Here is a 26,189-nt window from a genome sequence, read left to right on the forward strand (position 1 = left end):
GTCTGTTTGCTTTCCAGTGCGTGCGACTGAAGTTGCCGGGGCTTTGACGCCCTGACTGGCTTGGCCCGTCTTGTCAACGTGGGCCACGGAAGCGTTGATGTCGCCGCTGTTCCTGATTGCCGCTTACACCCTTGACCGCCTCATTGGCGATCCGCCGTGGCTGCCTCATCCCGTACGCTGGATGGGACGCTTCATTGCCATCGGCGAGCAGGGACTGCGCCCGTTGGCCACAGGGCCGGCAAGCCTGTTTCTGGCCGGAACCGGCTTGTCACTGGCGCTGGTGGGTCTCAGTTATGGCGGCAGTTGGCTGGCTTTGCGCAGCCTGTGTGCCTGGTCGCCGACCTTTGGCGCCATGGTCATGGTCTATCTGGCCGCCACGACGCTGGCGACCAAAGACCTGCTGGATGAAACCGCCACGGTCGTTGACCGTCTGCTTTGCCATGACCTGCCCGGCGCGCGGGCGCGGGTGGCACGGATTGTCGGACGCGATACTGCCGAACTCAGTGAAAGCGAAGTCTGCCGGGCAACGGTGGAAACACTGGCCGAAAGCGCCTCGGACGGCATCATTGCGCCCTTGTTCTATCTGGCTGTGGGCGGCGTTCCGGCAGCGCTGGCCTACAAGGCCATCAACACCCTCGATTCCTGCATCGGTCACAAAGACGAACACTACTTCTGGTTTGGCAAGTTTGCAGCGCGGCTGGATGACCTTGCCAACTGGCTTCCGGCGCGGCTGACGGCGCTGCTGCTGGTGGTGGCCGCTGCACTTGGCGGCGCGGACTGGCGCGGCGCGCTGTCCACGTGGCGGCGGGATGCGCACCGCCACGCCAGCCCGAATGCCGGACATCCCGAAGCCGCCATGGCCGGCGCGCTCGGCGTCCGCCTGGGCGGCCGCAACACCTACGCCGGCGTTCCCCACGTCACACCTTTTCTCGGTCAGGCTCTCCGTCCGCTGGATATAGTCGCTGTTGAAACGGCGCGGCGGCTCGTGGCCCGGGTCTCCTGGCTCGGCTTCGCAGCGGCGCTCATCTTCAGCTTGGGAGGGCCCCGATGAATCCTTCTCCGTGGTTACTCGCACATGGTGGACGTGTTTTCGAGGCGGCGCAGCGGTGGGGCATTGCGCCGGCGGAAGTGCTGGACTTCAGTGCCAGTCTCAATCCCTGGGGGCCGCCGGCTTCCGTCAGGTCGGCGGTGGCGCAGGCGGACTGGACACATTACCCCGACGACACGGCGCTGCGCGCCAGTTTTGCACAGCGCTATCGGCTCGATCCGGCAGCCGTGGTGGTCGGCAACGGCGTATCGGGACTGCTTTTTGATGCCTTGCGCATCTGGCGTCCCCGGCGCGTCCTGCTGCTGGAACCTTCCTTTACCGAGTACCGCCGGGCGCTCGTGGCCGTCAACGCCTGTCTCGTCACCTGGCCGCTGCGTGCTGAAGACGGTTTTCAGCCCAACTTCGGGCAGCTTGGGCCGTTCATCCGCGAAACGCGCGTGGATACGGTCCTGCTCAACACACCGCACAACCCAACCGGCGTCGCCTATCCGCCGGAGCACCTGCTGGAGTTCGTCCGTACCGTGGCCCAGCACAGCGTACGGGTCGTGCTGGACGAATCCTTTGTGGATTACCAGCCCGAAAACTCCCTGATTCAGAAAGCCGCCAACCTGCCCAATGTCGTCGTCCTGCGTTCGATGACAAAGTTCTACACGATGCCGGGGTTGCGCGTCGGGGTCGCTGTTGCCTACCCGCCGCTGGCACAGGAGTTGCGCCGTCAGACGGCCGCCTGGCCCGTCGGCGTACCGGCGCTCGAAGCAGCCCGGGCCGCCCTGGCCGATGAGGATTTTGCTTCCCGGACGCGCCTGCGTACCGAGTGCGCCCGGCGCACCTTTGCCCACGCCCTCGATGAACTCGGCTGCACGGTGTTTCCCAGTGCGGCCAACTTTTTGCTTCTCCGCCTGCCACGCGGCACAGGGACGGATTTGGCCCGCTGGCTGGAGCCGCACCACGTGCTGATCCGCCGCTGCACGGATTTTGTCGGTCTGGACGACCGCTATGTGCGGGTTGCCGTCCGCGACGATGCCGCCAACGCGCATCTGGTCGCCCTGCTGGTACGCTGGCTTGAGGAACGACGGCAGGCGGAGTTGACCAGTTCACAAGATTCCCGGTGAGTACCGGAAATGAAATGAAAGGAAAAACCTGCCATGAGTTCCATCTTTCGTGGTCTGATCCTTGGCGCTGCCTGGTGGCTGCTGCTGGTCAGTAGCGCCGCAGCCCAGTCCAATGCCATTCGGGGACGCATCCTGGATGAACAGGGAAGCCCCGTTCCCAATGCCAGAGTGGCCCTGCAGGGGCGTGATGTCAGTGTGCGGCTCACGACGGTCAGCAGTGCCAACGGCGAATATGCCTTTGAAAACGTGGCCGGACGCGAATACCTCATCGAGGCCGAAGCGCCCGGCTTTGCCCGGACAACGCGCCGCGTCACACCCGGCGAGGCTGCCGACGTTACTCTCAAGGTGGAAGGAATTGCCGATGTCGTGGTGGTCACGGCCGCTGGTGCGCCCCAGACCGTGGATGAGGTCTCCAAGGCCATCACTGTCATTGACCGCCAGGAAATCCTCGACCGCAATGAGTTTGCCCTCTACGAGGTGCTGCGCACCGCGCCGGGTATCCAGATTCTCAACAACGGCGGTCCGGGCGCCTTTACCCAGCTTCGGACGCGGGGGCTGCGCCCGGATGCCACAGCCATCCTCTACGACGGGTTGCGCTTCCGCGATGCCTCAACCACACAGGGTGATGCCACATCGTTTATGTCCAACCTCAACTTTGTGGATTTCGGACGGGTGGAGTTTCTGCGCGGGTCGGGTTCGTCGCTCTACGGGACGAATGCCGTGGGCGGCGTCGTCAACATCGTCTCGAATCCCGGCGGCGGACCGACAACCGGTTCCCTGCAACTGGAAGGCGGCGGCTTGGGGCTGTTTCGCGGACGGTTTCAGCTCCAAGGCGGGCTGGCTGGCGACCGTTTCACGTACAGTTTTGCCACGATGCACCTGAACGTCACACGCGGCGTCAACGGCTGGACACCCACGCGCAGCACCGGCGTCCAGGGAATGTTGCGCTATGACTTTACGCCCAACATCTCTTTGACCGGGCGTGTCACCGCCTCAGACGACTTTGTGGCTCTTCAGATTAGCCCAACGACGGCAGGCATTCCGGCGGCCAACTTTCCCACGGTCGGCGTCATTCCGGCGCGGTTTCTGCCGGCTGACCAGGTACGGCGGCTGATTGCCGGTGTGCCGCCATCCCAAATCATCTGGGGAGATACGACCATCATTCCCAACCGGCAGGACCCGGACAACCGCCGGTCGTCTGACTTTGCCATGGGAGCGGTCATCTTCAACCACACCATCAACCCGACGGTAGGCTACCGGGTGGCGTGGCAGCGGGTGCATACGGCGCGCGTCTTTCAGAACGGCCCCGGCGGCTTTGGCTTCCAGCCGGTTACTTCCAACTTCCTCAACTATGTCGGCGACATTGACACCGTGGATGCACGGGTCAACTGGCAGCCGGCGCGCTGGTTCACCTTTACGGCCGGCTACGAGTTTGAACACGAAGCCTACTTTGACCGGCAGGACAACCGCCTGCCCGATCCCCAGCGGCGGGTGAACGTACAGACCAACATCAGCCAGAACGCCCATGCCGGCTACTTTCAGGCGCAGTTCCGGTTGCTCGAAGACCGGCTTCAGCTTTCCCTGTCGGGACGGACGCAGGGCTTCCGTTTGAACCGTCCCACGTTTGTGGCGACCGGGACGACCAGTGCCTACGCCAACGTGCAGCTCAAGGCGCCGCCAACGGCCTACACCGGAGACATTTCGGCTTCGTATTTCGTCCCGACAACCAGGACCAAGCTGCGCGCCCACGTGGGCAATGCCTATCGCGCGCCGGCGCTCTATGAACGCTTCGGGGGCGGCTTTTTCAACAATCCCCGCACCGGTCTGGTCAACTTCACGCCCTATGGCGATCCGTTCCTCGCCCCGGACCGGTACAACTCGTTTGACGCCGGAGTGGACCAGTATTTTTTCCGCGACCGGCTGCAAATCAGCATCACCGGCTTTTACACCCGCGTTGTGCAGATTACGGCCTTTGATTCGAGCGGCGTACTGAATCCGGCTACCGACCCTTACGGGCGATCTTCGGGTTACATCAACGGTTCGGGCGGCATTTCACGCGGCGTTGAAGTCAGCTTCAATGCGCGTCCCACAACAACGCTGACGCTGAATGGTTCCTACACCCACACTAGCGCCGGCACGGACCGCGATGTGTCTGTACGCGGCTTTTTCCGCATCTTTGGTGTTGCCGAACACACCTTCACCTTTGTGGCCAATCAGGCACTCGGCAAGCGCGTCAATATCAACTTTGACCTGGCGGCCTACAGCAGCACCTATGCATCGCTGTTTGCCGTCAATCGGTCGCGGGCGTTTGAAGTGCCGGGCTATGTCAAAGCTGATGTGATGGGCAGCTACACCCTTCCGGTTGGCAATGACCGGACGCTGCGCTTCTACGGCCAGGTTGAAAACATGTTCAACCGGCGCTTCTTCACCGGAAACGGCTGGCTGGCGCCGGGCGTCGTGGGGCGTGGTGGCGTAGCCTTCCAGTTCTAGGTGGTAGCCGAAATGGAAGCCAGGCCGCCAGACCGTTTCCTCGATGTGGTGCGCGCTGATGGCGTTGTCAAAGAGCTGCGCGTCATCGAGGGGCAGCTCTTTGTCTGCCAGGGCTGCTGCTGCGGGCAGACGGAGCGTGGTGTTCCAGCCGTACCGCTCGACGCCTACAAGCGCGAGTGGAAAGCGCGGGAGCTTCGGTTGCGCATTCACCTGACGGTTACAGGCTGTCTAGGGCCGTGTCCGTTAGCCAATGTCGCTCTCATTCTGTTTGGCGGAGAAACGGTCTGGCTGCACTCCATCAACGATGAAGTGACCGTGATGGCGGTGTTTGACTACCTCGAAGCCATGCTGGCTGCCGGGCAGTATCTCCCGCCGCCCGGCGCGCTAGCGGCACGGCATTTCAACCGCCACATCTTTGATTCCGCTTCACCCGGCGTCTGGCGCAGTGAGAAGCGGAGTGACCTGACGCAACCGCCTTCAGCAGACCCGGCGGCAGGACAGGTGACAGCTGTCGGAAAGGTGTCCGGGTAAGCCTTCATGACACGACTTCTGGCCAATCTGGGACTGGTGGTATTGGCGCTGGGGCTGTCGGCGCTGGCCGGGAAGTACGGCTTTGCCTGGCAAAAAGCTGCGCTTTCGATGCCGCACCACAGCGACAACACCGCAGCGCAGCGCCCATCACGCATCATTTCAACCGAATACAATGTCAATGAAATCGTCATGGACATGGTTGCGCCGGAGCGGATTCTGGCGCTCAGCCAGGATGCCGACAATCCGGGCCTATGCAACATCTTGGAACGCACCGCGCAGATTCCGGGACGGGTGGCGTCCAATCCGATCCGGGTCGAGCAAATTCTGGCGCTCGAACCGGATGTGGTCTTCGTTGGGGCTGCGTGCCCGGCAGAAACCGTGTCGTTGCTTGAGCTGGGCGGTGTGCGTGTCGTACGCATCAACCGTGGTTATACGATTAGCGAAATTCAGGAAAACATCCGGCTTATTGGCAACGCCGTTGGCGAACCGGCGCGGGCGGAAGACCTGATTGCCGGGATGAATCGTGAACTGGTGACTATCCGCCGCATTGTGGCTGATGCGCCAGCGCCACGGGCGCTCTACATCGGGAGCGGTTATGGGTACACCGCCGGGATTGGCACCTACACCGACGAGTTACTTCATGCGGCCGGCGCGCGCAATGCCGCACGGGAAGCCGGCATCAAGGCGTGGGGCAAAATCGCCCTCGAAACGGTCATTGAGATGGACCCGGATGTGATTTTTGTACCCGACACCGGCGGTCGCGCGCACGGTGCCGTCGGTATGCGGCTGGTCATTCCGCCAAAACCACTCGAACAGGACCCGGTGTGGCAGGACGTGCGGGCCGTCAAATCCGGCCGGGTGGTGACGTTGCCTTCAAGCCTGCTGCTCTGTAACTCGCACTACAACACGCGGGCGGCGTGGGCTATGGCACGGGCGCTGCATCCTGACCGGTTTCAGCAGAATTCGCCATGACGCGCCGTGACGCATGGATGTTGACCGGATTGGCGCTGCTGCTGGCCGGGGTGGTCATTCTGGCAACCGCTCTGGGGACGGCAAATGTGCCGCCGCTGCGCGCCATGCGCATCCTGTGGGATGTCCTGACCGGCAACGAAGGTGACTATCCGGCGTGGCAGCGAACTGTCCTGTTGTGGGTACGTCTGCCGCGCGTCCTGACAGCGGCGCTGGTCGGAGGCGGGCTGGCGCTGACCGGGGCCGTGATGCAGGCGATTTTTCGCAATCCGATGGCCGAGCCGGGCATCATCGGCGTCTCAGCCGGAGCAGCTTTTGGCGCGGTGACGGCGCTGTATCTTGGCGCGACGACCTTCTCGATGCTGCTGGCTCCGACAGGCGCTTTCATCGGCGCGCTCGGCTGCACGTTTGTCGTCTATGCTCTGGCGTCAAGCGGGCGCGGACGGCTGTCGGTCACGACTTTGCTGCTGTCCGGGGTGGCCGTGGGCAGTATCGTGTCGGCCCTGACCTCGTTTGTGCTCGCTTTGTCGCTGCGCCAGTGGGAGGTCGGGCGGCAGATGCTGTCTTGGCTGATGGGGGATTTTGAAGGGCGCTCGTGGGGCCACGTGGCGCTGGTATTTCCGCTGACCCTAGTGGGGAGTGTCTGGCTGGCACTGCACGGCCGGGAACTCAACCTGCTGCTGACCGGTGAAGAATCCGCGCTGTCGCTGGGGATTGACGTGCCGGCGCTGCGCCGCAACCTGATTGTCTGGGCTTCGCTGGTGACGGCGGCGGCGGTCTCGGCCGTGGGGGCCATTGGGTTTGTTGGCTTGATTGTGCCGCACCTGTTGCGTCTGGTGATGGGGCCGGACAACCGCCGTCTGTTGCCAGCGGCGTTTCTGGGCGGAGCGGCCTTTCTGGTGGTGGCTGACATGGTGTGCCGTCTGGCGTCTCTGTCGGACTTGCGTCCGGGTGTCGTCACCTCGCTGGTCGGTGGGCCGTTCTTTCTCTACCTGCTCATCCGGTCGCGGCGCACGTGGGCGGCCACGGTGTGAAGCTTTATGGCAGTTCTCGAACTCAACGACGTATGGTTTGAGGTGAATGGCAAGGCGATTGTACGCGAAGTCTCCCTGTCGCCGCCGCCAGGCAGCTTTCTGGCCCTGATCGGACCGAACGGCTCCGGGAAGACAACGGTGATTCGGTTGCTTGCCGGGCTGCTGTTACCAACCCGTGGTGTGGCTTATCTGGAAGGCCGTGACCTGCGCCAGTGGTCACGCCGGGAAGTCGCACGCAAGATCGCCGTCGTGCCACAGGACACGCATCTGGATTTTGCGTTTACCGTACGCGACATCGTCGCCATGGGACGGCACGCACATCTGGGACGTTTCCAGCCGGAAGGGGCGCACGACCGCGCCGTGATTGAACAGGCCATGGCGCGGGCCGACATCCTGGATTTGCGCGCGCGGCTGGTCACAGAGCTTTCCGGCGGAGAGCGCCAGCGCGTCCTCATTGCGCGCAGCCTGGCAACCGAAGCGCCGACGATTCTGCTCGATGAACCCACGGCCAGTCTGGATGTGGCGCACGCGCTTGAAACCTACGAGCTGTGCCGAAGGCTGGCCCGCGAAGGCAAAACCATCGTGATGGCCGTCCACGATCTCAATGCCGCTGCCCGTTACACTGACCGGGTGGCGGTGATGCAGGGGGGGCGGTGTGTGGCGCAGGGCCGGCCCGAAGAGGTGATGAACGAACGCCTGCTGGCCGACGTGTTTGGCGTACAGGTGGAAATGTACCGGTCACGCGGCGGGTGGATGAGTTTTGTCTTTCACCTGGGGCCGGTTGCCGCTGAAGTGGCGGAGTATCCGCGCTAGTCCTCTGAACAGACCCGTGCATCGGGCAGGCATGTTTTTGCCGTAAGTGTCTGGGGGAGCGTCGCCCGGAATGGCCGGGCTGCTCGCCACAGAGGGCTGGCTTTGCCGTGGACATCATGGCTAAAAGCACGGTGGTTCTCTTTGGCAGCCCACTTTTCGGGACATACCCGGACAGACGCAGACAGAGGAGGTGTTCACCATGCCGGCGCGGGCGCTGATGGTGCTGGGGACGGCATCCCATGTGGGCAAGTCGCTGCTGACGGCCGGGCTGTGCCGCATCTTCAGACAGAACGGCTGGCGCGTTGCTCCGTTCAAGGCGCAGAACATGGCACTCAACTCGGCGGCCACACCCGACGGCGGAGAAATCGGCCGGGCCCAGGCGCTTCAGGCCGAAGCCTGCGAACTGGCCCCGACGACCGACATGAACCCGATTCTCATCAAGCCGTCATCCGATCACATGGCGCAGTATGTCGTTCAGGGCAAGGTGTGGCGCAACCTGACGGCGCGCGATTACTTTTCCTTTCGGGTACGGGAACTGTTCCCGCGCGTTCTGGAAAGCTACACCCGCCTGGCTGAACAGTTTGATCTCATCGTTCTCGAAGGGGCCGGCTCGCCGGCGGAAATCAATCTCCGCGACTACGACATCGTGAACATGCGCATGGCACACGCGGCCAATGCCGCCTGCCTGCTGGTGGGGGATATTGACCGGGGCGGAGTGTTTGCCTCCCTGGTTGGAACCCTCGTCCTGCTGGACGAAGCCGACCGCGCGCGGATTCGTGGAACGGTCATCAACAAGTTCCGGGGCGACCGCAAGCTGCTCGAACCGGGGCTGGCCATGCTCGAAGCTCATACGCAGCGGCCATGTGTGGGCGTCGTCCCGTATCTGCCCAACCTCAGGCTCGATGAGGAAGACAGCGTGGCGCTCGAAGACCGCCGGACACCGGCCCGTGTCTGGAGCGGCCTGCCGGATACGCCGGAACGTCCGCTGCGCATTGGTGTCATCGCGCTGCCGTGGATGTCGAACTTCACGGACTTTGATGCCCTGGCTGCAGAGCCTTCCGTGGCCCTGGCCTTTCTGGAACGTCCTGAAGACGTGGCGGCGGCAGATGTCATCATCCTGCCCGGAACGAAGCAAACCCTGCACGACCTGCGCTACCTCCGCGAACGTGGCTTTGTGCCGCCGCTGCTGGCGCATGCCCGAACCAGGCCGCTGGTGGGCATCTGCGGTGGGATGCAAATCCTTGGGCAGCGGATTGAAGACCCGACCGGCGCGGAAGGCGGTGGCTGGGATGAGGGGCTGGGATGCCTGCCCATTGTGACCGTGCTGCGGTCTAAGAAGTGGACGACGCCGGCCACCGGGCGTTGGCGGCCGCCGACCCTGTTTGGGCAGCCGACGCCGAACCTGCGCGCCGAAGGCTATGAAATTCATCTGGGCGAGACCGTCTATGCCCCCGGCGCTGAAGGGCTGTTCGACGTAGTGCGCGCCACCGGGGAACAGGTCGTGGATGGCGCCGTTTCACCGGATGGACGAATCATCGGAACGTACTTGCACGGACTGTTTGATGACGACAATTTCCGGCATCACTTCATCGCGGCTGTCCGCCGCATGTGTCATCTGTCGCCGGCCGAAAGCCTGCACAGCTACCGGTCAGAGCGACGGCAACGCCTGGACGATCTGGCGGCGGCTTTGCGTACGGCGCTTGACCTGAACCAGATAGAGCGTTGGCTCGTAGTCTGATCGCCCCCAAGCTTTCCTTCCCCTCGTACGTATGAGATTCCGCCTCACCCGCCATCCATTTACCGTTGTTACCTGTGGCCTGGCGGCCGTGGCGTTGTTTTACATCGTCTTTGCGATAGTTGTTCTGGGGCGCTACGGTGGGTATGAAAAGGATTTCGGGTGGCAGTACAAGGTTGAAGCTGACCACTATGCCTTGGCGGCCAGGGATGAGTCCTTGCGCGAGGTGGACGGCTGGCGGCTGGTGGCCATCAATGGCGACACGCGGCTGTTTCCCATCGCCCGCGACCGGATGATATGGCTGCACCTGCGTGACATCGCACCGGGGCAGACCTACACCCTGCAGGTTTCCCGGGGGGCGGAGATGCGGGAACTGACCCTGACCGCGTCTCTGCGCTGGCAGTGGCAACTCGTGTGGCACGCGCTGGCATACGGCCTCGTCACGCTGTCGTTTGCCGGTTTTGCGCTCTTTCTGGGGTTTCTGCGCCCGGAAGACGGACTGGCGCGGCTGGCGGCGCTGGCCGCTTTTGCCACATCCGCCATTCCCTGTTTTCGCATGCTGGAACCGGTCGCGCCGTTGTTCTCAACGGTGGAGTTGACCCTGTTCTATGCCATGGTCACGTCGTACCCGATCTTCCTGGCGCTGGGGGTGCACTTCTACGCCCGTTTCCCGTCGCGCGCACGGCTGGCTGCGGTATGGCGTCCGGTCATTGTGCTTGGCTACGTACTTGGGGCGCTCATCGGGGGTGGGTATCGCTGGCTGGACTGGGTGACGGTACAGGGGCGGCCGCAGGCCATCGAGTTGATGATTCGCTTCGGGACGGTTTTTTATGCCCTTGACCCACTGGCGCTGGTGTACCTGCTGGCCGGGTTTGTCGTGCTGGTTGTGGTTGTCACCGGGAACTACCGGCGTTTGAAGGAACCAGACGACCGCCGCCGAATTCAGTGGGCCGTGTATGGGACGCTGGTCGGTATTGCTCCCTTTGCCGTGTTGACCGCCGTCGAGGTGGTTTTTGGAGCGTATCGCGGGGCGCTGGCCGCCAATCCAACCTACCAGCTTCTGACCTTTTTTTCCGAGATAACCTACATCGCCATCCCGGTGACACTGGGTTACACCATCGTGCGCCACCGGCTGTTCGATGTGAAGGTCATCGTCCGGCGGGGGGTACAGTACGCCCTGGCCAAACGCGCCCTGACCGCACTGGTTGTCGTCCCGCTGGCCTGGCTGGTGTTGATGGCCCTGCTCAACACGCATCTGACCGTCCGTGAGCTGTTTCTGACGAATCCGCTTTCAGTGGCGCTGGGCATCTTTGCGGCACTGGCCCTGCGTTTCCAGGCGCCATTGCAGCAGTGGATCGATCGCCGTTTCTTTCGTGACCAGTATGACCGTGAGCGGTTGCTCATCGAGCTGCCCGAACAGCTCAAGCAACAGACCTCGCTGGACGAGCTGACTGACCTGGTGACGCGGGAAATCACGGCGGCGCTGCATCCGAAAACCTTTCGGCTGGTGTTTCTCTCTACAGCGGCGGGGCAGGAAACCCTGGCGGAGACCCAGAGGCCAAGCCGGTATCTGTCGCTGCCGGAGCGTTCTCCGCTGGCGGACTACATGCAGTTGGCGACCGGTGCCCAGGATGTGCCGCTGCCACCGGAAGCGCAGCTCAGTGTGTTTGAACTGTCCATTCTCGAACAGGTGCAGGCCGCTTTGCTCGTGCCGATGAAGAATGCCGATGGGCGGCTCGTCGGTTTGATGATGTTGGGGGAAAAACAATCGGAAGAACCCTATTCGGCGCTTGATCGCCAGACCCTGCAGGCCATTGGCGCACAGGTTGGTATCATCCACGACAACGCCCGGCTTCGGGCGCATGTGGAGCGGGTCGAACGGATGCGCCGCGAAGTGCTGGCGCGCCTCGATGAGCAGGAAATCAACCTGGTCAAGGAATGTCCGGTGTGCGGCCTGTGCTACGATGCCAGCGTCAACCTCTGCGCCGATGACCGGGCGGAACTCACCCTGTCTCTGCCGGTCGAGCGGGTCATCGAAGGGAAGTACCGCCTGGACAGCCTGCTGGGAAAGGGCGGGATGGGCGCGGTCTATCTGGCCCACGATCTGCGCCTCAACCGGTCGGTGGCCATCAAGGTCATTCTGGCGCACCTGTTTGGCGATCCGGCGGCACTGCGCCGCTTTGAACGCGAGGCGCGCACGGCGGCGGCGCTGCGCCATCCCAATCTGGTGGCCGTGTATGACTTCGGGCGCACGGGTGCTGGCGGCGCATACCTCGTCATGGAAGTGGTGCGGGGACGCTCCCTGCGGGCCGAGCTGCGCCAGCGCAGACGACTGGACGGCCCAACAGCGGCGCTCTGGTTCGACCAAATCTTTGAGGGGATCAAAGCGGCGCATGCGGCCGGGATTGTCCACCGCGACCTGAAGCCCGAAAATGTGGTCATCTGCGATGACTGCTCCGCTGAAAGCCGCCAGCCGGTAATCAAGGTGCTCGACTTTGGGCTGGCCAAATCCAGCCTCGAAGACGAGCAGACCATCACGCGCCCGGGCACAGTGATGGGAACGGTGGGGTACATGGCGCCAGAGCAGGCCATGGGGCGTGAAGCTGTCGCCGGCAGCGACATCTTTTCGCTGGGCGTCATGCTGGCTGAGGTGCTGACAGGTGATGTGCCATTCCCGCGCCGCAACTTCAGCGAGTATGTCGTCGCTGTCAGAAATCAGGCCCTGCGTCTGTCTCTGGGGGCGACACCGGAGGCGAAGCGGCTGGAGCCGATCATACGCCGTGCCCTGTCGCGTGAGCCGGAAGAACGGTATGCGTCGGTTGCCGAGTTTCAGGCGGCAGTCATCCCGGCCCTACAGTTCTATGCGGTGCATCCAGCCGCTGCGCCAAACCCTGCGTCAGCCGACGATATGCCAACTTTGCCCGCTCCCCGCCACCTGGAAGGCTCCGCCCACGCCCCCACTCTGGCCGAACCGGCCGCGCCGGACATCAAGCCATAAGGCGGATGTTGCCATAGCGCCGGGTGACGCCGATCCGGTCGAGCCATTCAAGCAGGGGAATGGCGTACTTGCGCGGCAGGTTGAACAGCACCTTGAAAGCGCCCACATCAAGGGTTTCACCTTTTGTTGTTGCCTGCCGCAGGCGCGCCAGCAGTTCGGCCGCGGCTTCAGCGTGCAGAAAAAAATCCCCGACCCGCACGAGCCGCCCTTCGGTCAGGAGCAGTTGAACGTCGGCCAGTACGTGCCCTTCCGGGCGGCTGGTCAGACGGCACAGGTCAGGCAGCGTCGGCATGTGCCATCCGGCCTGGCGGCAGAGTTGTTCCACGGTCTGTTTCTGCGCCGTATCGGAAGCAGAAAGTTGTACCTGGTGGCTGGCCAGGCGCATGGCATGCGCATCAGCCACAATCCGTTGCTCGTGGACAAGCCGGGTGACGGCATGCTGGAAGACTTCCGTTGGCAGGTTGTGGGCCGTCCGCTGGCGGATTTCCTCCCGTGGCAGGTCAGGTTGGCGGGGGCGTTCCCGGTGGAGCGTTTCGAGCGTGGTGGTGATGTTCTGACAGAGCTGGTCAAGGGCCGTCTGTGCGACCAGACGCCGGGCCGGGCCAAGGAAGACACACTCCGGGGTGCGGCGGGCAAAGGCTTCCAGTTCGGCATCGCTGTCGCCGGTCAGGCTGGCCAGTTCGGCAAGCGTCAACCCGGTCGCGCCAGTGCGCCGGACAAATGCCATCCGCCGCTGGTCGCCGCCAGCCGCCAGTTGTTTTAGAACGTCATCCGTCTGCCGCGAGCGGCCGCGCCGGCGCGGTGGATGGACATCGAGAATCTTGCCGCCGCCAATGGTTGTCGCCGGTGAGTAGCGCCGGAGAATGAACCGGTCATCGGGCAGGGCCAGCAGAGGCGCTTCCAGCCGGAGTTGGGCAAAACAGACGTTGCCGGGGGGCAGCTCGTGCCGACCGTCGAGCAACGTCACCCGCGCCATGACTTCGCTGGTGCCGTGGTGCAGGCGTACGCGGGTGTTATCCGTCAGTGGACCGGGTGCGTCGGCCAGCAGTTCAAGCTGTACGTCAAGGCGCGACGTTGGATGGAAGCGGTGCAGCGGTGTGACGACATCGCCCCGGCGCAGGTCGCCAACCTCCAGAGACGTGAGATTGAGGGCCACCCGTTCCCCGGCGTGGACTTCCTTGCGCGCGACGCCGTGGACTTCAAGCCCGCGAATCCGTGTGACAATTCCGCCCGGCTCAATGCTGACTTCTTCCCCAACGGCGAAAGTTCCTGAAATCAATGTTCCTGTGACAACCGTTCCAAAGCCCGGCCGGGTGAAGATACGGTCAATGGGCAACCGTGGTGGACGGGCGACCGCGTGGGGGCGGACAGCGGCTGCTTCGCCGGCAAGCGCCTGAAGCAACGCCTCACATCCCGCGCCAGTGTGGGCGCTGACGGCAACGACCGGTTTGCCGGCCAGAAAGGTGCCCTGGGTGAAGCGGGCGACATCATCGCGGATGAGTGCCAGCCAGTCGGGTTCGACCAGGTCGCACTTGGTCAGGGCAATGACACCGTGGGAAAGTCCCAGCAACTGGCAGATGGACAGATGCTCAACGGTCTGGGGCATGACGCCTTCATCAGCTGCGATGACCAGCAGCACCAGGTCAATGCCGTGGGCCCCAGCGAGCATGTTTTTGATGAACCGCTCGTGGCCGGGCACATCCACAAAGGCAAACCGCCAGTCCCGGTAATTCAGGTGGGCAAACCCCAGATCAATCGTCATGCCGCGCCGCTGCTCTTCGGGCAGCCGGTCCGGGTTGGTGCCGGTCAATGCCTGGACAAGCGAAGTTTTGCCGTGGTCAATGTGGCCGGCCGTGCCGATGATGACGCTGCGTTCCATGCCGACTGTCCACGCCTGCCAAAGAGGCAGGGGGGCTTATTTGAATCCGGCCTGGCGGGACGGAAGGCGCAGGGAGTTGGCAATGACCCCAACCTCCCGGTCGTAGCGGGCGCGGTTGTTCACCGGATAGACAAACTCAAAGCCAACCTGAAGCGATGGGCGGACAATTTTTCTGAGGTAGAAAATCCGCGTGCCATCCGATTCGTAGCCCGACACGACGAAAAAGCCCCTGCCGACCGTACGGTATGTGATCTGCCGCCGGTTTTCCGCGCAGCGGCGGAGTTCTTCCCGCAGGGCGCTGGCAGGTGTTTCCCCAAGAACGTTGTACCCGCCCCAGACGCGCAGTTCGGCATCGTCTCCGCCGGTGAAGACCTGCCCATCGCCGTTGTCGGATTCACCTTGGGGGGTGAAGTCGGCCGGGTAGGCAATACGATAACCAAAGCGGGCATTGGTGTAGGTCTGAAAACCCGCTTGTGCCGGGGTAAGTGCGGTTGTTGTGGTGAGGGCCAGCGTCAGGACCCAGCCGAACCACACCAGCCCGATGAGCCAACGCGCTGACTTGATAGCTGATTTCATCATGGTGACTCCGGTGAGTTCAAAGAGGACGGCGGTCCCGATGCCACGGCCCCTTGAACCGCATGGCATTGGCGATGCTCCGTCCGGGGTTGAGAAAACTGCGCACGATTCCACGCCAGAACTGATTTCGGACGCGCTTCTCAAAGCGTTGGATGAGATGCTTGTCCAACGCATCTTCGCCCATCAGCCACAGCGTGCCCACTGTGGGCGTAATGATCAAATCCACATAGGACATCGGACTTTTCCCATCCGGCCGGGGTGTGCGTCCGACATTGCCCAGCGAGGCTTCGCTGATGGGGCCCAACTCAAACTGCGTGCTGTAGGCGGCTGACCAGGCCATGGCTTTCAGGCGGCTTTTCCAGTAGCCCTTGCGGGTTGGCTCAAACTCCAGATAGCGGCCGCGGGGATCATTCTGAATCTGGATGTATCCCGACGCCGCACCCATGATGGGATGTCCGATGTAGTTGACCAGAAACGGGTCCCCGTCCCGCCAGCCGCGCAGGTTGCGAACGGACTGGAACCAGTCCCGGAAAAAGGGGCCTTTGATTTCCTTGCGCGTCCCGTCTTCGGTGGCAAAGCGCAGAATGTGTTGCAGGCTGTTGAACAGCGCCGCCTGCCGCAGGGCCTCACCCCACTGAAAGCGGTCTTCCGGGGCCCGCCCATCACCTTTTGCCGGGACCTCATCCGGGTCCGTTGCCGGGGATTCATCTGTCGCTCCCTCACTGGGGCCTTTGGGGTTGGAAGCCGGTGGCTTCAGGTATCCCCTGGTCTCCGGGGATGGCTCCAAAGACTTCTGAGGGAAGCTGGCGACAGGAAAGACCAGCCTTGTGGGCGGATTGGAATGGGCGGCGTACGAAGAAGCAACCGGTTCAGGCGTGGAAGGGATGTCTTTGGGCGACCAGCCGATGTGCAGCGGCTTGATGTCGTCTGATGTCTCCGAATGGGGCGGACTGTCCTGGGCCAGCACCGAAGGCGCCAACACCAGACAGCATGCCATGACGAACCCCCGAGCACACCTCCGGGCTCGTCGTTTGGATGCTCTATGTAAGACAGAAGTTACATAAGGGTAAGACTTCAGTTTCACGCCAATGTTTCCCTCCACGGCTTGTTCTCGAACTTTTCGTTTTGGCATCAAAGGAGAAAAAGACGCCTATGCCGTCTTGCAAGCGTTCTCCCCGGAGACATCTTTTCTTCGCGCGCCTTCATCACACTTCGCTTTGCTTCTGGCTGGTTGGGATGCTACTGGGATGCTTTTCAGTTGTCAGCGCCCAGTCGGAATCCGGTAGTGCCGGCATCGAAGGTATCGTTTCGGAGGCATCTGGTACGCCTGTCGCTGGGGTCAGGGTAGTCATCAAAAATAAAGAAACCGGTTATACCCGAACTGTGACGACAGACGCCAATGGGCGCTATGCCGCGGGCGTACTTCCCGTAGGATTGTATGAGATTGAAGCTGCCGCGCTGGGTGGTGGTCAACCCGGTCGGCAACTTGTCAAGCTGACGGTGGGCAATACCGAGCGGGTGGACATCACGCTCGAAACGGAAAACGTCCGGGAGTTCATCGAAGTCACGGCTGACCAGGGCGTTGTGGACGTACAGGAATCCGCCTCCGGTCTCAACATCAGCGAGCGGGCGATTCGTGACCTCCCGGTGCGCGGACGCAACTTTGCCGAGTTTTTTCAACTCCAGCCAGGCGTGATGCAGGAGCAGGACCGGGGTGGTCTGGTTGTCGCCGGGCAGCGTTCAATCAACTCCAATGTCGCCGTGGATGGCGCTGACTTCAACGACCCGCTTCAGGGGAATCAGCGTGGCGGCAATGAAGCCGTGTTCTTTTTCCCACAGTCAGCCGTCCGTGAGTTTCAGGTGGTGCGCGCCGGCGCCAGCGCCGAAATCGGACGCACCAATGCCGGCTTTCTGAATGTCGTGACCAAAAGCGGCACGAACGAGTTTCACGGCGAAGCCTTTTACTTCAACCGCAACCGGTTTCTGACCTCACCGGACGCCTTTGGGCGTGACCTGGACAACCTCCAGAATCAGTTTGGCGGCAGCTTTGGCGGCCCGATCAAGCGCGACCGTGTCTTTTTCTTCACGGCCATCGAGCAGAACTTTCTGCGCGTACCGTTTGTGGTGAGTTTCAATGTCCCGACCGGGCAGACGCTCCCACAGGTGCTGCGCGACCTCGAAGGCGAAAAACGCGGCAGCAACAACCCGACGGCGCTGTTTGTCCGGGGCGATTACATTCTCAACAGCCGCAACACGCTCAACACCCAGTACAACTACACGCGGCTGCAAGGTGACAACTTCAATTTTGAAAACGCCCGCCAGACCAGGGCCGAATCGGTCAACTACTCGCGCCAGAACCGGAGCCACGGCTTCAAGACAAGCCTGGTGACGGTGGTGACGGATCGGTTCGTCAATGAAATCCGGGGGCAGATCGCCGGTGATGACCGCGACGAAGTACCCAACTCGTCTGATTCACAAATTGACATCGCTGGCGTCGGAACGGTGGGGGGAGACAACGGCCGGCCGCGGACGTTCCGCACGCGCCGTTTCCAGCTTTCCGACAACGTCAGCTTCAACGGCGGACGGCATCAGTTGCGCTTTGGTTTCGATCTGAACATCAACCGCGTGCAGCAGCAGCGCGCCGCCGCTATTCAGGGGCGGTATGGTTTCACCGGGGGGAACGCCCTGCTCAACTACACCCGCGCCCTGGCCGGTGTGAACACCATCAACCGCTACCGGGGCTTTCTGCCGGGAACGCCGCAGGAACCGGCGACCTTCCGGGGCGTCCAGCAGGAGATTGCCGCTTTTATCACCGACAAGATTCGGGTCCTGCCAACCCTGACCATCACCTTGGGGCTGCGTTGGGAAGGGCAGTTCAATCCGCAACCGGCCTCACCCAATCCCGACATTCCTGAAACCCAGCGCATTCCCAATGACCTCGAACAGTGGCAGCCGCGTCTTGGGTTGGCCTGGAACATCAACGGCGACAAAAAGACCGTCGTCCGCGCCTCGGCCGGGTTGTTTACGGCGCGCACGCCGGCGACGCTGTTCCAGCGCGTCAACACCGAAAACGGCATTGCCAACCTGGCCATAGACACCAACAACATCCCTTCCGGCTCACGCCGCAACGCGCTGCTGGCGGCCATCTTCCCGTCCTTCCCGCGTGCGATCACGACACTGCCGGCCGGTTTTGCGCCGATTGACTTTCCGCAGCGGGTCTATGGCTTTGCCCCGGACTTCCAGAATCCACGGTCCTTTCAGGCATCGCTCACCATTGAGCGGCAACTGTTTCAGCACTGGAATGTGACGCTTGGGTTCATCCGCAACTCAACCTGGGATTTGCAGCGGCGCGTCAACCGCAACCTGCCGCCGCCGGGCAGCCCCGGCTACGTTGTTGTTGGAAACTCCGGCTATGTGTTCTTCAACACGGCGTTCCGTCCGATTCAGATTCTGAACGGACGCAACTACGGCCCGATTCTCATCAACGAGTCGTCGGCGCATTCGAGTTACAACGGTGGCATGCTCACTGTCACCCGACGCTATGCCAACCGCTTCCAACTGACAGCCAACTACACGTTCTCACGGACGATGGACGATGACTCCAACGAGCGGAACTTCAATCAGGAGTTCGCCATCAACCCCTTCAACCTCAAGCTGGAGCGCGGGCCGTCGAAGCAGGACATCCGGCACAACTTCAACCTGAGCGGATTGGTGGACCTGCCCTATGGTTTCATCGTAAGTGCCATCATTGTCGCCCGGTCAGGGCTGCCCTACACAGCCATCATCGGGGATGATGTGAACAATGATGGCAATGACAACGACCGCGCCATCATCAATGGCGTCGTTGTCGGACGAAACAGCTTCCGCCAGCCCAACTTCTTCAACCTCGACCTGCGGGTGGCCAAGAGTTTCCGGCTCGGCGAAACCAGGCGGCTTGACTTTCTGGCTGAATTCTTCAACGTGACGCGCAACACCAACAAAAACTACGACGTGGATGCGATTGCCATCGTCGAAGGCCCGCGGCCGTTATCCAACGGCACGCTTTCGACAGCGGCGCTCAACCCGGCTGGTTTTCTGCCCTACAGTGCGCCCTCGACCGCGCGTTTTGGCGGCCCACGGCAGGTACAGCTTGGCGTTCGCTTTACGTTTTGATTCCCGTCTGGCAGGAAGGGGCGGCTTTCCGTTCAGTTTGACGGTGGCTGCCTCTCCTGCTCCAAGGCGTGCATGACGCGCAGCACAAGGTCTTCCCGCCAGTGGCGCGCCACGACCTGCACGCCAACCGGCAGGCCGGCGCTGTCACGCTCAACCTCGCGGGCTGTGCGCTGGGTCAGATCAACCGTGTCCGGCCGGTCGCTTTCTTCGTTGGGTCCGACGGCTGTCCACGGCACAACGCCGGCCGGCATACCAAGCAGGTTGTAAAGCGCCGTGTAACTGACGGCTTCTGTTGTGTAGGCGCTTGCCCCGTGCGTCAGGGCCGGCAATCCGTCGGCCGGGCAGAGCAGCACGTCGCAGCGTTGCTCATCGAGTTTGGCCAGAAATCGCTCGCGGTATCGCTTTTGGGCTTCGACGAGCTGCCAGTATCCGGTGGCCGTTCGGGAACGCGCCGCCCGCAGCAGCCGGGCCGTGGCGCGCTGTCCAGCAACGTCAGCGATGCGGGCCAACATGTCACGGGCCACGTTTGGCAGCCGCACCAGAAGCAGGTAGGGCCAGAGAGGCGTCCAGATTGGTTCGTCCGCGAGCAGGTCGCGCGCGTAGCGCAGGTCATCGGCCAGCAGAATGCCAATAAACAGGCCAAAGGCTTCGGCAACATCCGGCGGCTGCCAGGGGATGACCTCTGCGCCGCGCCGCTCAAGGGCATCGGCGGCTTCCCGGATGGCGCGCCGGATGGCCGGCGCGGGACGGAACAGCCCGTTGTCAAGGTAGTAGCCGACGCGCAGCCCCTGAAGTGTGGAGGTGGTTTCCGGCTCTGTCCAGGGAACGGGTGGAACGGCCGGGTCGCGGCTGGTGTCTTGTCCGTTTGCGGTCAGGACGCGCATGGCCAGTATCAGGTCTTCCACGTGGCGCGCCATGGGTCCCGGCTGGCAGACAATGGCTTCCATGCCGGGGAACACCTCGGCGTGCCCCTGCATCGTCAACCGGTGAGCGGTTGGCTTGAGTGAAGCGATGCCGCAGGCGTGGGCCGGAAGGCGCAGGCTGCCGCCAATGTCACTGCCCAACCCAAGCGGCGAGCCGTAAGCGGCGATGATGGCAGCCTCGCCGCCGCTGCTCCCGCCGGGCGCCCGGCGTGCGTCAAGGGGGTGTACCGTCCGTCCGTACAGTGGATTCTCACACTCATTCGCCATGGCGATCTGCGGCAGGTTGGTCTTGCCCAGGACAATCGCCCCGGCCTGGCGCAACCGGGCCACAAGTGGCGCATCCTGATTGGCCCGGCTGTAGGCGCGTTGTGTCAGTCCAAGTGTGGTTGGCGTCCCGGCCAGATCGAAGGATTCCTTGATGGTGATGGGCAGCCCGTGCAACGGTCCGAGTGGCGCGCCTTGGGCGCGGCGGGCGTCGGCTTCGTCAGCCGCGCGGCGGGCCTCCTCAAAGCACGTCACCACGACCGCCCTGAGCTGTGGGTTGACTGCCTGGATGCGTTCGATGTGGGCATCCACGACGGCGCGTGCCGAAACCTCGCCCGACGCCAGGCGGCGGACAAGGTCGGTCGCACGCATCTGAACAAGTGGATTTTCCGGCTGGGGAAGTCGTTCGGTCATTACGTCACTGAGCTGGAGATGAAAGGCGTACCTCACTCTTCATCCGCCGGTTCTCATTTTAGCGCGGAACGTACTGTGGCGGTGGTGTTGCCGGTGCTGTCGGCACCACCGTTCGCGCTGGCACTGGGGGCTGGGGTGAGGGCATCGCAGGTGAGGGAGCCGCGTTGTTGCTGTCACTGCTGAAAATCTCCTTGAACATCCCGACGGATGACAGCAGGCCCGAGGCTTCGACCGGCATAAAGATCACTTTGCTGTTGGGGCTTTGGGCCATTTCGCGCAGGGACTCAATGTAGCGTCCCATGATGAGGTAGTGGGCTGGATTGCCGGCGCCTCCCAGCGCCTGGGCCACCATCTGAATGGACCGGGCCTCGGCTTCTGCCGAACGCAGGCGTGCTTGGGCGGCACCGTCGGCGCGGAGAATCTGCATCTGGCGTTCCCCTTCGGCGCGGGCAATGGCAGCTTCGCGTTCCCCTTCGGCGCGGGTGATGGCGGCCTGCTTTTCACCTTCAGCTTGCAGCACGAGGGCCCGGCGGTTCCGTTCGGCCGTCATCTGCTTTTCCATTGTCACGCGCACATCTTCCGGCGGGTTGATGTTGCGCACTTCGACGCGCGTCACCTTGACGCCCCACTTGTTCGTCGCCCCATCCATCACCGTCCGCAGTTTAGTGTTGATGATGTCCCGTGAGGACAGGGTTTCATCGAGGTCCATTTCGCCCATCACGCTGCGCATGGCCGTGAGGGTCAACTGGATGATACCGCCAGAGAGATCGGAAACTTCATAGACTGCTTTGTAGGGGTCGGTAATCTGCCAGTAGATGACTGAATCCACGCCGACCGTCACGTTGTCTTTGGTGATGACGGGCTGCATCGGCAAGTCCGTGTACTGCTCACGCAGGTCAATGTAACTCATGCCAATCGGAAATCCCGTCCAGTTGACGGTACGGGGGGAGTCAATAAAAGGCGCGATGATGTGGGGTCCGCTGCTGAGGATGCCGGCATATCTTCCCAGCCGTTCGATAATGACAACCTGCATCTGCGGCACAATGCGAATGGACTTGGCCAGAATGATCAGAATGGTAATTGCCACGAAGAGGCCGATAAACACGAGAAACCCTTCCATATTCTGCTCCTTCCTCAAAAAGCTCTGCTGACGGTTTCAACGACTGAACTTTTCACGAACGAAACTTCGCGTAACGCCCCAGCAGCTTTTTATTGTCGCTGGGTTTGTCTGGCAGCTCTCCAGTCTGGCAGGGGGTGTAGCGGGCGCACATAGAGATGGTTGCCTTCAATGCGTACCACTTCGCATTCTTCACCAGGTTTCAGGTGATCTCCGCCCAGGGGCAGCGCCGTCCAGACGGTGCCATCGAGTTCCAGTTCCGCTTCGCTGCGCGGCCCCCGGCTTTCCGTGACGACGACGCCCCGTTTTCCAATCAGGCTGATGTCGCCCAGTGCCGGCAGCGCCGGTGTGGAGCGTTCCAGCCACCGCTGGAAGATGCGCCGTGTGCTCACCGTCAGCAGGGTTGAAACCACAACGAAGGTGAGCAGTTGGAAGGGGAAGCTGAAACCAAATGCAGCCACCAGGGCAGCCCCAGCAGCTCCGATGCCGAACCACAGGGCTATGAACGTCACCGTGAAGACCTCTACCACGGCAAACAAAGCTGCGATCACCAGCCACACCGCCCAAAGGTAGTCTGTTATGCCCTGCATCATCGCCTGACCTCTCTCTTTGCCTGCCCTATACGCCGGCACTCAGCAAAATGTTTTTGTTTTCACGCCATCCAGGGAAGTCAAAAGAATGTAACACGCTTTTGTGAGTGACATCACCAAAACGCAGCGTTGGTGTGCAAATCCCGAATCCGACAACTCCAAATTTCCGGGAAACGCCGGATGCCCGGCGTCCGTGGGAAATCACACTTGACGTTTCAGTTGGCAGGGCATAAGACTCGCATTCAAACGAATGTTTCAATCAAATGATTGAAATGGTGAACTTATGAACATTCCTCGTTACAGCACATGGGTCGGGCTGGCATTCATTCTGGCAGCTCTGATGACATCCCTGGTACGCGCCCAGGACGAGTTTCCGGTTTCCAGTCCCGCTTCCGACGAACCGGGCCGCCCGGCCATCGCCGGGATTGTGCGGACGGCAGCCCAGGCGCCGACAGCCTCCACAACGACTTCCGATCAGGACCTCATCGAGCAGGCACGTCGCCAGATCGCCATCGAACCACGGGTGGGCGTCGTGCCGGGGCTGAGCCGTCCACTGGCGTTGCGCGAAGCGATTCTCATGGCGTTGCGGGCCAATCCAGACGTGGAAATTCAGCGGATTGCCGTACAGCAGGCGGCATTTGATGTCAACCGCACCAAGGGGTTTTACGACGTGGTGCTGACAAACCAGTTTGCCTACTCGGCGCTCCGCAATCCGGCCGTCAATCCCTTTGCCGGAGCCGATGAAAACGGAGCCGTCGAGATTCGCGCGGCACAAAACACCTTTGCCTTCACCAAGCCGCTGATGACCGGCGGGCGCGTCGGGGCCGAGTTCGCCGTGGCGCGGCAGGACACCACCAACATCTTTGCCGGGGTCAATCCGCTGTTCAGTTCCCAGTTGACCTTCACCTTCACGCAGCCGCTGTTTCGCAACTTTCGGACGGATGAATCCCGCCGCCAGATTGAACTGGCCAAAAAGCGTCTGACGCTGTCGGATTCGCAGTTCCGGCAGCGCGTCATAGACATCGTGGCGCAGGTGCAGTCGGCGTACTGGGATTTGGTCTTTGCCCGCCGCGAAGTCGAAATCCGCGCCGAAGCTGTGGCGCTGGCACGCATCCAGCTTGAACAGAACCGGCGCTTCGTCGAGGCCGGTACGGCGGCTCCAGTGGAGATCGTATCGGTCGAAGCCCAGCTCGAACAGCGCCAGGAAGAGTTCCTGCTGGCGCTGGAAAATCTGACGCGCGTGGAAAATGCCCTCAAGTCCCTCATCCTGGACCAGCGCCAGGCGCCCCTGTGGCAGGAAGCCATCGTGCCCACTGAACAGGTCAACCTCGAACCGGTCAACATTTCGCTTGATGAAGCCGTGCGAGCCGCGCTCGCCAAGCGGCCGGAAATGGAGCAGTTCGACATTCAGAAGACGGCCAACGAGATTGACATCCGGTTTTTCCGCGACCAGCTCCGTCCGCAGTTGGATTTCGTCGGTTCCTACAGCTTGCAGGGGCTGGCCGGGACGCCGCTCCCCATCACGACCAATCCTTTTGCCGGTGGTTTCAATACGGCCGTGCTGGAAAGGTTGAACCTCCTTTCGGCACAGGCTGGACTGGGGCCGGTCGTGATTCCGCCGCCGACCAACCAGACACCGGGCGTGTTCATCGGCGGGTTTGGGCGCAATCTCAGCAATCTGTTCACCAAGAACTTTTATGGCGTGCGGGTTGGCGTCAACCTGAGCTTCACGCTCAACAACCGTACGACCCAGGGCGCACTCGGCCGGGCGTTGGCTCAGGACCGGCTCATTGCCGCCCAGCGCCAGCGTTTTGAAACCCAGGTGGAAACGGAAGTGCGTAACGCGCTTCAGTCCGTGCAGACGGCGTTGCGGCGGGTGCAGGCGGCGCGGGCCTCACGGGTGGCAGCCGAGGCGCAGTACGCCAGCGAAATGCGCCGCTATCAGGTGGGTGAGTCCACGAACTTCCTCGTGCTTGACCGGCAAAATGCCCTGTCTGCGGCGCGGGGACGGGAAGTGCGCGCCCTGACGGACTACAACAAGGCGGTCGTAGCCCTTCAGCGGGCGATGTCCACCACGCTGGATGCCAACAGTCTGACGGTCAAGCCGGCGGATGGGTCACGTCCGGCGGATGTACATCCCGATGTCGAGCCAACACCCTGAGTCGCACCCAATGCACGCCAAGAGCCGTTGGCTTCAAAGCCTGTCGCTGCGCCAGTGGGCGGCCGACTGGTCGCCGCTGCGGAGACGTGCCTTCCGTCTCTACTTTGGTGGACAGGCGGTGTCGTTGCTCGGCACCTGGATGCAGATCACGGCACAGTCGTGGGTGGTATGGGAACTAAGTCACTCGATGCAGTCCCAGGGCGTTGTGGCGCTGCTCGGTTCCTTGCCGCTGATACTGTTGGCACCGTGGGCTGGCGCAGCGGCTGACCGTTTCGACCGCCGGAAACTGCTCATTCTGGCGCAGGTGGCCGCGATGCTGCTGGCCTTTGCGCTCGCCCTGCTGGTGCAAACGGGGTGGATTCGGCTCTGGCACGTCTATGGACTGTCGTTTCTGCTTGGCGTCGTCGCGGCGGTTGAAATGCCGGCCCAACAGGCTTTCATCGGCGATCTGGTCGGGATGTCCGAAGTTCGCAAGGCGTTGGCGCTCAACGGCATTATCGTCCAGCTTGGGCGGACGGTGGGACCAACGCTTGCCGGCTGGGCGATTGCCCACATCGGCGTGGCCGAAGCCTTCTGGGTCAATGGGGTGAGTTTTCTCGCGGTTATTGCCAGCCTGCTGGCCATCCGCAGCGTCACCACGGAGCGGGCTTCCCAGACCGGCATCAGTCGGGGTGGCTTTGGTGAGGCCGTCCGGTATCTGCGCTCCCAACCGCGCCTGCTCGACCTGCTGGCCTTCACCATGCTGGCAGCCTTTTTCGTCCTGTCGAACCTGACGATTTACCCGGCGCTGGCCACAGTTGTTCTCCGTGGGGATTCCCGCACCTTGGGCTGGCTGCTGGGGGCTTCGGGGGTAGGGGCGCTCATCGGTTCAGTACTGGTGACGCACCTGAGCCGGGCCATTCCACGGGTGGGGGCGGCGCTGGTTGGGTGTACGGTGTGGGCCGGCGTCATGGTGGTGTGCAATTCCTGGAGTCGTACGCTCCCGACGGCGGTTTCGTGTATTGTGGCGACAGGGCTGGCCGTTCCCTTCATTTTCACGACGGCCAACGGATTGACGCAGATGCTCGCTCCAGTGCAGATGCGCGGGCGGCTGTTGAGCATCCTGCTGATGGCCGGCTTCGGTCTGCAACCGGTTGTAGCCATTGGCATTGGTTGGATTGGCGACCGGTTTGGCCCGTCACAGGCTCTGCTCATCAACGGTCTGTGCCTGATTGGCGGCGGACTGCTGATGATGGGGCGTCCCGGACTTCTGGGTTGGCAGGTTGGCGTGGCGACGACGGGGGAATCTGCACCGCCGGGCGTGGCACCGGCTCAACCGGCATAAATACCCTGACTGGTGTCAGCCTTGGGTCAGGTGCCTGAGACAGGCTGACCCGGAAACCC

General features: G+C 62.4%; 18 protein-coding genes. 12 read left to right on the forward strand and 6 right to left on the reverse strand.

What is annotated here, in order from left to right; genetic code table 11:
- Nucleotides 1-97: 97 nt before the first annotated feature.
- The 9 genes from cbiB (at nucleotide 98) to J8C01_RS04185 (ending at nucleotide 12,730) form a co-directional block, all read left to right on the forward strand.
- Complete coding sequence (gene cbiB, locus J8C01_RS04145) at nucleotides 98-1,051, forward strand: adenosylcobinamide-phosphate synthase CbiB (protein WP_014099342.1); 954 nt, start codon at nucleotides 98-100, stop codon at nucleotides 1,049-1,051.
- Nucleotides 1,048-2,160 (forward strand): threonine-phosphate decarboxylase CobD, encoded by a 1,113-nt coding sequence (cobD, locus tag J8C01_RS04150; RefSeq protein WP_211432481.1) that lies wholly within the window; start codon nucleotides 1,048-1,050, stop codon nucleotides 2,158-2,160. Before cbiB ends, cobD begins: the two co-directional genes overlap by 4 nt.
- A 33-nt stretch (nucleotides 2,161-2,193) precedes the next feature.
- On the forward strand, nucleotides 2,194-4,650 hold the full coding sequence (locus tag J8C01_RS04155; RefSeq protein WP_211432482.1) for a TonB-dependent receptor: 2,457 nt from the start codon (nucleotides 2,194-2,196) through the stop codon (nucleotides 4,648-4,650).
- 12 nt (nucleotides 4,651-4,662) lie between these two features.
- Nucleotides 4,663-5,181 carry a (2Fe-2S) ferredoxin domain-containing protein gene (locus J8C01_RS04160; protein ID WP_211432483.1) on the forward strand — a complete coding sequence of 173 codons (519 nt, stop codon included), beginning with the start codon at nucleotides 4,663-4,665 and terminating at the stop codon, nucleotides 5,179-5,181.
- A gap of 6 nt (nucleotides 5,182-5,187) precedes the next feature.
- Nucleotides 5,188-6,153: an ABC transporter substrate-binding protein gene (locus J8C01_RS04165; protein WP_211432484.1), complete on the forward strand. Its 966-nt coding sequence runs from the start codon at nucleotides 5,188-5,190 to the stop codon at nucleotides 6,151-6,153.
- Nucleotides 6,150-7,184 (forward strand): FecCD family ABC transporter permease, encoded by a 1,035-nt coding sequence (locus J8C01_RS04170; RefSeq protein WP_211432485.1) that lies wholly within the window; start codon nucleotides 6,150-6,152, stop codon nucleotides 7,182-7,184. Before J8C01_RS04165 ends, J8C01_RS04170 begins: the two co-directional genes overlap by 4 nt.
- A gap of 6 nt (nucleotides 7,185-7,190) precedes the next feature.
- A complete protein-coding gene (locus tag J8C01_RS04175) occupies nucleotides 7,191-7,997 on the forward strand; it encodes an ABC transporter ATP-binding protein (RefSeq protein ID WP_211432486.1) in 807 nt (268 codons plus the stop codon).
- 199 nt (nucleotides 7,998-8,196) lie between these two features.
- Nucleotides 8,197-9,735, forward strand: a complete 1,539-nt coding sequence (locus J8C01_RS04180) for a cobyric acid synthase (protein ID WP_211432487.1) — start codon at nucleotides 8,197-8,199, stop codon at nucleotides 9,733-9,735.
- A gap of 31 nt (nucleotides 9,736-9,766) precedes the next feature.
- Nucleotides 9,767-12,730, forward strand: a complete 2,964-nt coding sequence (locus tag J8C01_RS04185) for a serine/threonine-protein kinase (protein ID WP_211432488.1) — start codon at nucleotides 9,767-9,769, stop codon at nucleotides 12,728-12,730.
- Here the strand turns inward: J8C01_RS04185 and selB are convergent.
- Genes selB through J8C01_RS04200 form a run of 3 tightly spaced genes read right to left on the reverse strand, consistent with a single transcriptional unit; the run spans nucleotide 12,720 to nucleotide 16,182 of the window.
- Nucleotides 12,720-14,609 carry a selenocysteine-specific translation elongation factor gene (gene selB / locus J8C01_RS04190; protein WP_211432489.1) on the reverse strand — a complete coding sequence of 630 codons (1,890 nt, stop codon included), beginning with the start codon at nucleotides 14,607-14,609 and terminating at the stop codon, nucleotides 12,720-12,722. The genes J8C01_RS04185 and selB overlap by 11 nt on opposite strands.
- Nucleotides 14,610-14,645: 36 nt before the next feature.
- Nucleotides 14,646-15,188, reverse strand: coding sequence for a hypothetical protein (locus tag J8C01_RS04195; protein WP_249355476.1), 543 nt, complete (start codon nucleotides 15,186-15,188; stop codon nucleotides 14,646-14,648).
- A 16-nt stretch (nucleotides 15,189-15,204) separates the two neighbouring features.
- Nucleotides 15,205-16,182 carry a hypothetical protein gene (locus tag J8C01_RS04200; protein ID WP_211432490.1) on the reverse strand — a complete coding sequence of 326 codons (978 nt, stop codon included), beginning with the start codon at nucleotides 16,180-16,182 and terminating at the stop codon, nucleotides 15,205-15,207.
- Nucleotides 16,183-16,421: 239 nt separating this feature from the next.
- Here J8C01_RS04200 and J8C01_RS04205 point away from each other — a divergent pair, with 239 nt between their 5' ends.
- The gene (locus tag J8C01_RS04205; protein ID WP_211432491.1) at nucleotides 16,422-19,337 is read left to right on the forward strand and encodes a TonB-dependent receptor; all 2,916 of its coding nucleotides are present in this window, start codon (nucleotides 16,422-16,424) and stop codon (nucleotides 19,335-19,337) included.
- Nucleotides 19,338-19,369: 32 nt separating this feature from the next.
- Here the strand turns inward: J8C01_RS04205 and J8C01_RS04210 are convergent, their stop codons facing one another.
- The 3 genes from J8C01_RS04210 to J8C01_RS04220 form a co-directional block, all read right to left on the reverse strand.
- Nucleotides 19,370-20,938 (reverse strand): amidase, encoded by a 1,569-nt coding sequence (locus tag J8C01_RS04210; protein ID WP_211432492.1) that lies wholly within the window; start codon nucleotides 20,936-20,938, stop codon nucleotides 19,370-19,372.
- Between the two features lie 58 nt (nucleotides 20,939-20,996).
- The gene (locus tag J8C01_RS04215) at nucleotides 20,997-22,058 is read right to left on the reverse strand and encodes an SPFH domain-containing protein (RefSeq protein WP_014099356.1); all 1,062 of its coding nucleotides are present in this window, start codon (nucleotides 22,056-22,058) and stop codon (nucleotides 20,997-20,999) included.
- A gap of 89 nt (nucleotides 22,059-22,147) precedes the next feature.
- A complete protein-coding gene (locus J8C01_RS04220; protein WP_211432493.1) occupies nucleotides 22,148-22,648 on the reverse strand; it encodes an NfeD family protein in 501 nt (166 codons plus the stop codon).
- 280 nt (nucleotides 22,649-22,928) lie between these two features.
- Here J8C01_RS04220 and J8C01_RS04225 point away from each other — a divergent pair, with 280 nt between their 5' ends.
- Nucleotides 22,929-24,806, forward strand: coding sequence for a TolC family protein (locus tag J8C01_RS04225; protein ID WP_211432494.1), 1,878 nt, complete (start codon nucleotides 22,929-22,931; stop codon nucleotides 24,804-24,806).
- Between the two features lie 10 nt (nucleotides 24,807-24,816).
- Nucleotides 24,817-26,130 carry an MFS transporter gene (locus tag J8C01_RS04230; protein ID WP_211432495.1) on the forward strand — a complete coding sequence of 438 codons (1,314 nt, stop codon included), beginning with the start codon at nucleotides 24,817-24,819 and terminating at the stop codon, nucleotides 26,128-26,130.
- Nucleotides 26,131-26,189: the final 59 nt, after the last annotated feature.

This window comes from Chloracidobacterium sp. D (genome assembly GCF_018304685.1).
GTDB lineage: Bacteria > Acidobacteriota > Blastocatellia > Chloracidobacteriales > Chloracidobacteriaceae > Chloracidobacterium > Chloracidobacterium thermophilum.